Raw genomic sequence first — 10,544 nt, forward strand, 5'->3', positions numbered from 1 at the left:
ATGACGACGTTGACGGTGATCGGCGGAAGCGGCTACGCGGGGGCGCACATCCTGGAGGCGGCCGCCGTGCGCGGGCTCGAGGCGCGCAGCCTGAGCCGGAGCGAGGTCGCCGAGCAGATCGGCGGCGTGGAGTACCGTCGCGGTTCGATCGCCGATCAGGCCGCCCGCGCCCGGGCCATCGAGGGCTCCGACGTCGTGATCGCGGCGATCTCGCCGCGCGGCGACATGCTCGGGCAGGTACGCCCGGCGATCGCCGCCCTCGCAGCGGAGGCGGCGGCGGCCGGCGTGCGCCTGGGAGTCATCGGCGGCGCGGGATCGCTGCTGCAGTCCGAGGGCGGCGACCTCGTGATGAACGCCCCCGGTTTCCCCGAGGCGTTCACAGCCGAGGCCGCCGAGATGAGCGGCGTGCTCGACGACCTGCGGGCCGCGCCCGAGAACCTCGACTGGTTCTACGTGAGCCCGGCCGGTGGATTCGGCGCCTTCGCGGCGGGCGAGTACCGCGGCGAGTACCGGGTCGGCGGCGACGTGCTGCTCGTCGACGATGCGGGGGAGTCGCAGATTTCGGGCGCCGACTTCGGCGTCGCCGTCGTCGACGAGGTCGAGGCGGCGGAGCACCGCCGCGAGCGCATCACCTTCGCCTACTGAGCGGGCGCGGGCGCGGGGTTGCCTGTGCCCGTGCGAGTCCCGGTGCGACCTCGCTCGGATCCTGCAGCTCGTTCGGATGAATCGGTGCGCTTCCATCCGAACGGGCTCTCGTCTCCGAATGACGTCGCGGGCGAGCGCGGGGTCGATACTCTGGTGGCGTGGATGAGAGCCTGATCGAACTGCTGCGCGCCGACCTGAAAGCCGCCGGATACTCGGCCGGCGCGGTGGAGACCCTGCTCGGGCCCGCCGCCGACGGGGCCCGGCAGCGCGGAGTATTCGCCCCCGCCCGGCGGGTGCTCGCCGCGCGCGAGGGGTCGGCGCTGGCGACGCTCGTGCGGGTGTTCCTGCTCGGCGAATCCGCCGCTGCCGAAGAGATCGAGGCGGCGCTGCCCGAGCTCGGCGCCGCCGGCGCGGCCGGGCTCGGACTCGTCGATTCCGACACCGGCGAGGGCTCCGGAGCCGGTGCCTTCCGCGCCGCGCTCTCGCTGAACCCCGTGCGCATCGCCGACGCCGTCGCGACCGAGCCGCAGGAATGGATCGTGCTCTCCGACCTCGACGATCAGCTGCGGCGCGGCCCGGCGCGCCCCGACCACGTGATGGGCGTCGGCGGTGCGACCCGGTCGCTCATCGCCCAGGCTCCCGCGGGCGCCGTCGCACGCGGCCTCGACCTCGGAACGGGCTGCGGCATCGTCGCGATGCACCTCGCCCTGCGCGGGCCGGTCGTCGCGACCGACATCTCCGAGCGCGCGCTGCGCATCGCGCGGGCGAACGCGCGGCTGAACGGGGTGGGCGGCCTCATCGAGTTCCGCCGGGGCGACCTCTTCGCCCCGGTGGCGGGGGAGAGCTTCGACCTCGTGCTCTCGAACCCGCCGTTCGTCATCACCCCGCGGGGCTCCGATGCGCCGATCTACGAGTACCGCGACGGCGGTCTCGTCGGCGACGAGCTCGCGGCACGGGTCGTGAGCGGGGCTCCCGGGCTGCTCTCACCGGGAGGCCAGCTCGTCTGCCTCGCCAACTGGGAGTCGCCGTGGGGCGCGAACGGCCTCGAGCGGGTGCGGGGGTGGGTCGACGCCGCGGCCCGAACGGCCGGCCCGGTGTCGGCCTGGGTGATCGAGAGGGATCGCCTCTCGCCCGAGCAGTACGCCGAGACCTGGGCGCGCGACGGCGGGGCCCGACCCGGCGATGCCGAATACGAGCGCCTCATGGAGGCATGGCTGGACGACTTCGCCGCGCGCCGTATCGTATCGATCGGGCTCGGCGCGGTGCGCGTGCGCCGGGAGGGCCCCGACGCTCCGGGCGGCGGGCGGGCAGATGCGCTCGTGCACGTCGACCAGGCGGAGGGGCGGTATGCAGATGAGGGACTCGGATCCCTGATGCAGCACGCCTTCGCAGCGGGCGTCACCGCCGCGCGCATGTCCGATGCGGCAGTGCTCGCCGCGCACTGGGCGGTCGACCCGGCCGTCGTCGAAGAGCGCATCCACCGGCCGGGCGAGGAAGCGCCGACCGCGATCACGCTGATCACCGACCGGCCGATCGCCCGCCGCGTCACGGCCGACACTCTGCTCGCCGCCGCCGTCGGGGCCTGCGACGGGGAGCTGAGCCTCGGGCAGATCGCAGACGCCCTCGCGACCATCCTCGAGGTCGATGCCGGAGCCGCCGCGGAGGCGCTCGTCGCCGGTGCGCGCGAGCTCGCTTGGCTCGGAATGCTCGCGCCCGCCGATCGGTAGAATGGACGAGTGATGCGAACTATCGATCTTCGAGGGCGGGAGCTCTCCCGCACCGACCTGCTCCGACTGGTCCCGCGCGCAGCGCTCGATGCCGGGACCGCGGTCGAGCGGGTGCGCCCGCTCGTCGCCGACGTCGCCGAGCGCGGCGAGGAATCGCTCCGCGAGCAGGCACGGGATTTCGACGGAGTGGAAGGCCATGCGTTGCGCGTGCCGGCGGAGGCCATCGCCGAGTCGCTCGCCGATTGCCCGCCGGAGGTCGAGGCGGCGCTCACCGAGCTGATCGCGCGCCTGAGCCGCGGCTCGGCCGCCCAGGTGCCCGCCGAGCAGGTCACCCGCTTCGCCGACGGCGCCGAGATCCGCCAGCGCTGGCAGCCCGTGTCGCGGGTCGGCCTCTATGCTCCCGGCGGCAAGGCCGCATATCCGTCGTCCGTCATCATGAACGCGGTCTCGGCCCAGGTCGCCGGGGTGCCGAGCCTCGCCCTGGCCTCGCCCGCGCAGGCGGATAACTCCGGCCTCCCGCATCCCGCCGTGCTCTGGGCGGCCGCCCTGTGCGGCGTCGACGAGGTGTACGCCATCGGCGGCGCAGGGGCCATCGCGGCGTTCGCTCACGGAGTCCCCGCCATCGGCCTCGAACCCGTCGACGTCGTCACCGGGCCGGGCAACGTGTTCGTCGCAGCGGCGAAGCGCGTCGTGAGCGGCCTCGTCGGCATCGATTCGGAGGCCGGCACCACCGAGATCCTGATCATCGCCGACGGCACGGCCGACCCGGCGTTCGTCGCGGCCGACCTCATCAGCCAGGCCGAGCACGACGAAGCCGCGGCCTCCGTGCTCGTCACCGATTCCGAGGCGTTCGCGGCGCGGGTCTCCGAGGAGATCGCGCGGCGCGCACCGCGCACGAGGCACGCCGACCGCGTGGCGATCGCGCTGGGCGGTCCGCAGTCCGCGATCATCCTCGTCGACGACCTCGCGACCGCCGCTCGCGTGAGCAACGCCTACGGCCCCGAGCATCTCGAGATCCAGACCGGCGACGACGAGGCCGTGCTCGGCGACATCAGCGATGCGGGCGCGATCTTCGTCGGCGGCTACACTCCGGTGAGCCTCGGCGACTACCTCGCGGGGTCGAATCACGTGCTGCCGACCGGTGGCACCGCACGCTTCTCGGCCGGGCTCGGCGCGCACACCTTCCTGCGGCCGCAGCAGATCATCTCGTACGACCGCGCCGCACTCGCCGCGGTCGAGACGCCGCTGCTCGCACTCGCGGGCGCCGAGGGGCTCCCCGCCCACGGCGAGGCCGTGAGCGCGCGCTTCGAAACCGTCTCGGCCCCCGAGACCACTGCGAAGGAGGGCTGATCATGCACTGCCCGTTCTGCCGCCACCCCGACTCCCGCGTCATCGACTCCCGCACCGCCGATGACGGGCTCTCGATCCGTCGTCGCCGGCAGTGCCCGGAGTGCGGCCGGCGCTTCACGACGACCGAGACCGCGAGCCTCACCGTGATCAAACGCTCGGGCGTCGTCGAGCCCTTCAGCCGCGAAAAGGTCATGAGTGGGGTGCGCAAGGCCTGCCAGGGGCGCCCGGTCACCGACGCCGATCTCGCGGTGCTCGCGCAGCAGGTCGAGGAGTCGGTGCGCGCCACCGGCATCGCTCAGTTCGACGCCAACGAGATCGGGCTCGCAGTACTGCCGCACCTGCGCGAGCTCGACGAGGTCGCCTTCCTGCGCTTCGCGAGTGTCTACCAGGCCTTCGAATCGTTGGCAGATTTCGATGCCGCAATCGCCGAATTGCGTGCCCACCCGGCAGGCGAATCGCCCGCCCCGACGGCTTCGGAGGCCTGACGCATGCGGTTGTACCCGCTCCTCTTCCAGACCGTACTCCGCCGCATGGACCCCGAACGCGCGCACCACCTGGCATTCCGCGTGATCCGGGCCGTGCCCTTCGCGGGCGGCATCGTGCGGCGCTTCTGCGCGCCCGATCCCTCGCTGCGGGTGCGCGCGCTGGGCATCGACTTCCCGAGCCCGTTCGGCTTGGCCGCCGGGTTCGACAAGAACGCCGAGGGCATCATGGGCCTCGGCGGCATCGGCTTCGGCCACGTCGAGGTCGGCACGCTCACCCGCCACGCCCAGGCCGGCAACCCGAAGCCCCGCATGTTCCGTCTCGTCGACGACCGCGGCCTCATCAACCGCATGGGGTTCAACAACGGCGGCTCCGCGGCCGCGCTGCCGCGCATCGAACGCGCCCGCCTCGATCGCCACCGCCCCGTCATCGGGGTCAATATCGGCAAGAGCCGCGTGACCGCGGTCGAAGACGCCGTATCCGACTACGTCTGGAGCGCCGAGCGGCTCGCGCCGGTCGCCGACTACCTCGCGGTCAACGTGAGCTCGCCGAACACGCCGGGGCTGCGCGGACTGCAGGAGCTCGAGATGCTCGAACCGCTGCTCGCCGCGGTCAAGCAGGCGGCGGGCGATACGCCGCTGCTCGTGAAGATCGCCCCGGATATGGGCGACGAGCAGATCGACGGCATCGTGGCGCTCGCGGTGCGCCTCGATCTCGACGGCATCATCGCCACGAACACGACCATCGCGCGCACCGGGCTCTCGGCCCCGGCCGACGAGGTCGAGGCGATGGGCTCCGGCGGGCTGTCAGGGGCCCCTCTCCAGAGCCGAGCGCTCGAAGTGCTGCACCGCATCACCCGCGCCGCGCCCGCCGGGTTCTGCGTGATCTCGGTCGGAGGCGTCACCGATGCCGCCGACGTGCTCGCGCGGCTGCAGGCCGGGGCGACGCTGGTGCAGGGCTTCACGGCGTTCATCTACGAGGGGCCGCTGTGGGCGCGCGCCATCAACCGCGGGCTGGTGCGCGCCGGATGGCGGGGGAGCCGGGCCTAGAAAGCGAAGACCGACCGGTCGCGCGAGATCGCGCCGGTGAACGACGAAGCGGGGGTGCGATCCTGGAACATCCAGGATCGCGCCCCCGCTCTCGTTCGGAGCCGCTGAGATCAGGAGGGGAAGGCGCCCCGCTTGTTCTGCGGCTTCGGAGCGCGCATGGGGCGGAACTGGAACGCGCGCATCGCGGCGTACCAGCGGAAGCCCTTCTCGACCTTGCCCTCGCCGAACTTATCGGTGAGCTTGCGCTGCAGGCGCAGGCCGAGGAGGACCGCGTCGAGCACCGCGAGCCCGACGAATCCCCACACGATGTAGAGGCTGTAGAGCTGCAGCGTGCCCGGGATGAAGGTGAGCACCAGCACGACGAGCATCATGGGGATGAGGAACTCGCCGATGCTCCAGCGCGCATCGACGTAGTCGCGCACGAAGCGGCGCTGCGGCCCGCGATCGCGGGGCATGAGGTAGCGCTCCTCGCCCTGCAGCATGCCGATACGGGCGCGCTCGCGCGCCTCGTTCTGGGCCCGCCGCTGCTCCTTGAGCACCGACTTGTCCTTGGAGCCGACGATCGGGCGCGCGTTCGCCGCCTCCGCCTGCTTGCGGCTGGGGGTCGGCCGCCCCTTGCCGGCCGTGGCCTTCTCCTTGCCGTTGCCGACTTCCTCAGCGCCCGTCTCTGCCACGCCCGTCCCTTCCGAAATGCGCTCGCGCGCGAAGAATCCAGCACGCGGCGCACGATACGACCGCATGCATACCGGACCAGCCTACATCGAAGCATTGCGGGCGGGCTCCGCGCGGTAGAGTTGAGGGGAAGCCTCACGTGCAAGTCTTGAAGGAGTGGGTCGAATGACTACAGGAACGATTGCTGCCGAGGAGACCGGCGCCGCGGAGCAGGCGCACGGTGTGAAGCTCAGCGAGGCCGCCCGCGACAAGGTGAGCAGCCTGCTGGCGCAGGAGGGGCGCGATGATCTGCGCCTGCGCATCGCGGTGCAGCCGGGCGGATGCTCGGGCCTCATCTACCAGCTCTACTTCGATGAGCGCGAGCTCGATAACGACGCGGTCGTCGCCTACGACGGCGTCGAGGTCGTCGTCGATGCCATGAGCGTTCCGTACCTCGACGGCGCTTCGATCGACTTCGAGGACACCATCCAGAAGCAGGGATTCACGATCGATAATCCCAACGCCGAGGGCAGCTGCGCCTGCGGCGACAGCTTCAGCTGAACGATCGAATCGCGCGAGTCGCCGCGACACCCCTCCCGTGTTCGGGAAACGTTCAGCTTCGCGCTAAGCTAAGTAACACATGACCAGCTTCGCCTGAGCTTATGCAGGTATCGACAAAGTTTCGAAAGGTATGCGGTGCGTTCCAATCGTCGAATGAAATGGGTCGCGGCCCCGGTGGCACTTGCGGCTGCACTGGCGTTCGCGGGCTGCACGCCCGAACAGCAGCGCGGCTTCTTGCCCGAGGGATCCGTGGGCGCCACGAGCCAGACTGACGGCATCACCGGCCTGTGGGTGACCTCCTGGACGGTGCTGCTCATCGTCGGCATCATCACCTGGGGCCTGATCATCTGGGCCACGATCGTCTACCGTCGCCGCAAAGGCGAGACCGGCCTGCCGGTCCAGCTGCGGTACAACATGCCGATCGAGACCTTCTTCACCGTCGTGCCGGTCCTCCTGATCCTCGGCTTCTTCGCGTTCACCGCGCAGGAGCAGTCGCAGATCGAGGCGCGCTACGACAATCCCGAGAACGTCGTCGAGGTGTTCGGCAAGCGCTGGGCATGGGACTTCAACTACCTGAACGACGACGTCTACTTCTCGGGCGTGCAGGTGCAGACCGATGACACCGGCGAGGCGAAGGCCGAGACCGTGCCGGTGCTCTACCTGCCGGTCGACAAGACCACCGAGATCCGTCTCGAGACACGAGACGTCATCCACTCGTTCTGGGTCGTGGACTTCCTGTACAAGAAGGACATGATCCCGGGGCAGACCAACTACATGAGCTTCACTCCGGAGAAGACCGGAACCTTCATGGGCAAGTGCGCCGAGCTCTGCGGCGAGTACCACTCGATGATGCTCTTCGAGGTCAAGGTCGTCGAGCAGGACGAGTACGACGCGTACGTCGCCTCGCTGCGCGAAGAGGGCAACACCGGCACCGCCGGCGAGGAACTGAACCCGAACCAGGCTCACTTCCAGAGCGACGAGGCGAAGGCCGAGAACGAACACCAGACGAATAGCGAGAAGAAGTGATGAAGAAGGGCAATGTCATCGTCTCGTGGTTGACATCCACGGACCATAAGGTGATCGGATACATGTATCTGATCAGCTCCGTCGTGTGGTTCATGATCGGCGGCCTCCTGGCGCTCCTGATCCGCGCGCAGCTGTTCGCTCCCGGTCTCGAGGTCATTCCGACCAAGGAGCAGTACAACCAGCTCTTCACGATGCACGGCACGATCATGCTGCTGATGTTCGCCACCCCGCTCTTCGCGGGCTTCGCGAACGTCATCATGCCGCTGCAGATCGGCGCCCCCGACGTCGCGTTCCCGCGCCTGAACGCCTTCGCGTTCTGGCTCTACTCCTTCGGCTCGCTGATCGCCGTCGGCGGCTTCCTCACCCCGCAGGGTGCGGCATCGTTCGGCTGGTTCGCATACGCGCCGCTCTCGGACGTCACGTTCTCCCCGGGCGTCGGCGGCAACCTCTGGGTGCTCGGCCTGGGCATCAGCGGCTTCGGCACCATCATGGGCGGCGTGAACTTCATCACGACCATCATCACGATGCGCGCTCCCGGCATGACCATGTGGCGCATGTCGATCTTCACCTGGAACACGCTGATCACTTCGATCCTCGTGCTCGTCGTCTTCCCCGTGCTCGCGGCTGCGATGTTCGGCCTCGCCGCCGACCGCATCTTCGGTGCGCAGATCTACAACGGCGAGGGCGGAGCCATCCTCTGGCAGCACCTCTTCTGGTTCTTCGGCCACCCCGAGGTGTACATCATCGCGCTGCCGTTCTTCGGCATCGTCTCCGAGATCTTCCCGGTCTTCAGCCGCAAGCCGATGTTCGGGTACAAGACCCTCGTCTACGCGACGATCGCCATCGCCGCGCTGTCGATGACCGTCTGGGCGCACCACATGTACGTCACCGGCTCCGTGCTGCTGCCGTTCTTCTCGCTGATGACGATGCTCATCGCGGTGCCCACCGGCGTGAAGATCTTCAACTGGATCGGCACCATGTGGCGCGGCTCGATGACGTTCGAGACGCCGATGCTCTGGTCGCTCGGCTTCCTCGTGACCTTCATCTTCGGCGGCCTCACCGGCGTCATCATGGCGTCGCCGGCGCTCGACTTCCATATCTCGGACACCTACTTCATCGTCGCCCACTTCCACTACGTGGTCTTCGGCACGGTCGTGTTCGCGATGTTCGCGGGCTTCTACTTCTGGTGGCCGAAGTGGACGGGCAAGATGCTCAACGAGCGCCTCGGCAAGCTCCACTTCTGGACGCTGTTCATCGGCTTCCACTGCACCTTCCTCGTGCAGCACTGGCTCGGAGTCATGGCCATGCCCCGCCGCTACTACACCTACCTGCCTTCGGACGGCGTCACGTGGGGCAACCAGCTGTCGACGGTCGGCGCCATGATCCTCGGCGCATCGATGATCCCGTTCCTGCTGAACGTGTACATCACCGCGCGCCGCGCACCGAAGGTGACCGTGGACGACCCGTGGGGCTACGGCCGCTCGCTCGAGTGGGCGACCTCCTGCCCGCCGCCGCGCCACAACTTCACCTCGATTCCGCGCATCCGCTCGGAGGCCCCGGCGTTCGATCTCAATCACCCCGAGGTCAGCGGCATCGTCCAGCCCGGTCGCGAGCTCGAACGCGAGCTCGCCGAGAAGCACTAGAACTGAGGATATTCAGTCATGAAGTCAAGTATCGTCATCTTCTGGTTGATCGCGGCCTACTTCGCGCTCATCGGTGCCGTCTACACCGTCTGGAACTATCTGGTCCACAGCTACTTCGAGTGGGCGGGTTCGCTGGCCATCACCGGTGCAGCATTCCTGGCGGGTCTCATCGCCGTGTACCTGATGCTCGTGCAGAAGAAGCAGGGCGGCATCCTCACCGAGGATCTCGACGACTCGGACATCGATGACGGCGACCCCGAGATCGGCGAGTTCAGCCCCTGGAGCTGGTGGCCGATGTTCCTCGCCGCAGCCTGCTCCCTGTTCATGCTCGGAATCTGCGTCGGATTCAATTTCTGGCTCACGTTCCTCGCCGTGCCGCTCATCCTCGTGAGCATCGTCGGCTGGGTGTACGAGTACTACCGCGGCTACTTCGCACGCTAAGAGGCGCCGCACGTGAGTATCACGATTCGCCGAGGCCGGGCCGAAGACGGGAAGTTCGTCTTCGACCTGGCCCGGCAGTTCTCCACCGGTCGCGAGCCGATCGGCCGCGACGAGTTCTTGGTCGCCTACGACAACGTGCTGCGCCGCCGCGACCAGGAGACCAATGTGCTCTTCGTCGCCGAGCACGACGGTCGGGTCGTCGGCTACTCGCTTATGACCGTGTCGCGGCTGCTGCACGCGCCGGGCCTGACGGCGCACCTGCAGGAGATCGTCGTCGATGAGGCATCGCGCGCCCACGGCGTCGGCGATCGCCTCGTCGATGCGAACGAGCACTACTGCATGGGACGCGGCGTACGCCAGCTCTCCGCTTCCACCGCGCGCATCGGCTCCTTCTACAATCATCGAGGGTTCGAGGCCGTCGGCGAACACTATCGCAAGCTCCTCGATCTGGGATGACCATGGCGCCACGACGTGCGCGTCGCAGACCCGGCGAGAATCGGGCGCAGCTTCTGGAGGCCGGACTCATCGAGTTCGGCCTCTTCGGCTATCACGGCGCATCCACCGCATCGATCGCCGCACGCGCCGGCGTGCCCCAACCGCACCTCTACGCGAACTTCAGCGGTAAGCAGGAGCTCTTCCTCGCCTGCCTCTCCGAGGCCTCAGCAGCGCTGCTGGGTGCCGGGGGAGCGTCCGATGGATCTCGGCCCGGTCTGATGGTGCTCCAGGCCGTCGCCGCAGCCCGCGACGAACCGCTGCGCGGCGCCCTGAACGACGAACTCGTGCACTTGCGTACTCGGATCGGCGAGGCCGCCTTCGATCGGATCCTGGCCGCTGCTGCGGCCGCTCAGCTCGGTGTCCCGTCCGGTGTCCCGCCCGGTGATCAGGGCGGCGGGCAGCCCGTGTAGGAGCCCCGCTGGGCGGCATGCGCGGGTGGATGCTCCGCGCCCCGTTGTTCGCTTGTTCGTCTG

12 protein-coding genes are annotated in these 10,544 nt (G+C 69.0%); 11 read left to right on the forward strand and 1 reads right to left on the reverse strand.

Annotated features, from left to right (window positions below):
- From NHL51_RS09670 to NHL51_RS09690, 5 genes are all read left to right on the forward strand, one after another.
- Window positions 1-645 carry an NAD(P)-dependent oxidoreductase gene (locus tag NHL51_RS09670; RefSeq protein ID WP_434143303.1) on the forward strand — a complete coding sequence of 215 codons (645 nt, stop codon included), beginning with the start codon at window positions 1-3 and terminating at the stop codon, window positions 643-645.
- Window positions 646-803: 158 nt separating this feature from the next.
- On the forward strand, window positions 804-2,372 hold the full coding sequence (locus NHL51_RS09675) for a class I SAM-dependent methyltransferase (protein WP_434143305.1): 1,569 nt from the start codon (window positions 804-806) through the stop codon (window positions 2,370-2,372).
- Window positions 2,373-2,384: 12 nt separating this feature from the next.
- Window positions 2,385-3,722, forward strand: a complete 1,338-nt coding sequence (gene hisD / locus NHL51_RS09680) for a histidinol dehydrogenase (protein ID WP_434143618.1) — start codon at window positions 2,385-2,387, stop codon at window positions 3,720-3,722.
- A gap of 2 nt (window positions 3,723-3,724) precedes the next feature.
- Window positions 3,725-4,207 (forward strand): transcriptional regulator NrdR, encoded by a 483-nt coding sequence (gene nrdR / locus NHL51_RS09685; RefSeq protein ID WP_434143307.1) that lies wholly within the window; start codon window positions 3,725-3,727, stop codon window positions 4,205-4,207.
- Between the two features lie 3 nt (window positions 4,208-4,210).
- A complete protein-coding gene (locus tag NHL51_RS09690) occupies window positions 4,211-5,254 on the forward strand; it encodes a quinone-dependent dihydroorotate dehydrogenase (RefSeq protein WP_434143309.1) in 1,044 nt (347 codons plus the stop codon).
- Between the two features lie 110 nt (window positions 5,255-5,364).
- Here the strand turns inward: NHL51_RS09690 and NHL51_RS09695 are convergent, their stop codons facing one another.
- Window positions 5,365-5,928 carry a DUF3043 domain-containing protein gene (locus tag NHL51_RS09695; RefSeq protein WP_434143311.1) on the reverse strand — a complete coding sequence of 188 codons (564 nt, stop codon included), beginning with the start codon at window positions 5,926-5,928 and terminating at the stop codon, window positions 5,365-5,367.
- A 163-nt stretch (window positions 5,929-6,091) separates the two neighbouring features.
- Here NHL51_RS09695 and erpA point away from each other — a divergent pair, with 163 nt between their 5' ends.
- The 6 genes from erpA (at window position 6,092) to NHL51_RS09725 (ending at window position 10,481) form a co-directional block, all read left to right on the forward strand.
- Entirely contained in the window at window positions 6,092-6,466 is a 375-nt protein-coding gene (erpA, locus tag NHL51_RS09700; RefSeq protein WP_434143313.1) for an iron-sulfur cluster insertion protein ErpA, read from the forward strand.
- Window positions 6,467-6,619: 153 nt separating this feature from the next.
- Complete coding sequence (ctaC, locus tag NHL51_RS09705; protein ID WP_434143315.1) at window positions 6,620-7,492, forward strand: aa3-type cytochrome oxidase subunit II; 873 nt, start codon at window positions 6,620-6,622, stop codon at window positions 7,490-7,492.
- Window positions 7,492-9,135 carry an aa3-type cytochrome oxidase subunit I gene (ctaD, locus tag NHL51_RS09710; protein WP_434143317.1) on the forward strand — a complete coding sequence of 548 codons (1,644 nt, stop codon included), beginning with the start codon at window positions 7,492-7,494 and terminating at the stop codon, window positions 9,133-9,135. The genes ctaC and ctaD overlap by 1 nt, the downstream gene beginning before the upstream one ends.
- A gap of 18 nt (window positions 9,136-9,153) precedes the next feature.
- Window positions 9,154-9,576 carry an aa3-type cytochrome oxidase subunit IV gene (gene ctaF / locus NHL51_RS09715; protein WP_434143319.1) on the forward strand — a complete coding sequence of 141 codons (423 nt, stop codon included), beginning with the start codon at window positions 9,154-9,156 and terminating at the stop codon, window positions 9,574-9,576.
- Between the two features lie 12 nt (window positions 9,577-9,588).
- Window positions 9,589-10,032: a GNAT family N-acetyltransferase gene (locus NHL51_RS09720; RefSeq protein ID WP_434143321.1), complete on the forward strand. Its 444-nt coding sequence runs from the start codon at window positions 9,589-9,591 to the stop codon at window positions 10,030-10,032.
- Window positions 10,033-10,034: 2 nt separating this feature from the next.
- Window positions 10,035-10,481 (forward strand): TetR/AcrR family transcriptional regulator, encoded by a 447-nt coding sequence (locus tag NHL51_RS09725; protein WP_434143323.1) that lies wholly within the window; start codon window positions 10,035-10,037, stop codon window positions 10,479-10,481.
- The last annotated feature ends 63 nt before the right edge of the window (window positions 10,482-10,544 follow it).

Source organism: Leucobacter sp. gxy201 (assembly GCF_051043335.1).
Classification (GTDB): Bacteria; Actinomycetota; Actinomycetes; order Actinomycetales; family Microbacteriaceae; genus Leucobacter.

What these genes read in the sequence shown, in the direction of transcription:
- erpA (WP_434143313.1), top strand. Translation starts at nt 6,092, where the DNA reads ATGACTACAGGAACGATTGCTGCCGAGGAGACCGGCGCCGCGGAGCAG.
- NHL51_RS09690 (WP_434143309.1), top strand. Translation starts at nt 4,211, where the DNA reads ATGCGGTTGTACCCGCTCCTCTTCCAGACCGTACTCCGCCGCATGGAC.
- ctaF (WP_434143319.1), top strand. Translation starts at nt 9,154, where the DNA reads ATGAAGTCAAGTATCGTCATCTTCTGGTTGATCGCGGCCTACTTCGCG.
- ctaC (WP_434143315.1), top strand. Translation starts at nt 6,620, where the DNA reads ATGAAATGGGTCGCGGCCCCGGTGGCACTTGCGGCTGCACTGGCGTTC.
- ctaD (WP_434143317.1), top strand. Translation starts at nt 7,492, where the DNA reads ATGAAGAAGGGCAATGTCATCGTCTCGTGGTTGACATCCACGGACCAT.
- NHL51_RS09725 (WP_434143323.1), top strand. Translation starts at nt 10,035, where the DNA reads ATGGCGCCACGACGTGCGCGTCGCAGACCCGGCGAGAATCGGGCGCAG.
- nrdR (WP_434143307.1), top strand. Translation starts at nt 3,725, where the DNA reads ATGCACTGCCCGTTCTGCCGCCACCCCGACTCCCGCGTCATCGACTCC.
- hisD (WP_434143618.1), top strand. Translation starts at nt 2,385, where the DNA reads ATGCGAACTATCGATCTTCGAGGGCGGGAGCTCTCCCGCACCGACCTG.
- NHL51_RS09670 (WP_434143303.1), top strand. Translation starts at nt 1, where the DNA reads ATGACGACGTTGACGGTGATCGGCGGAAGCGGCTACGCGGGGGCGCAC.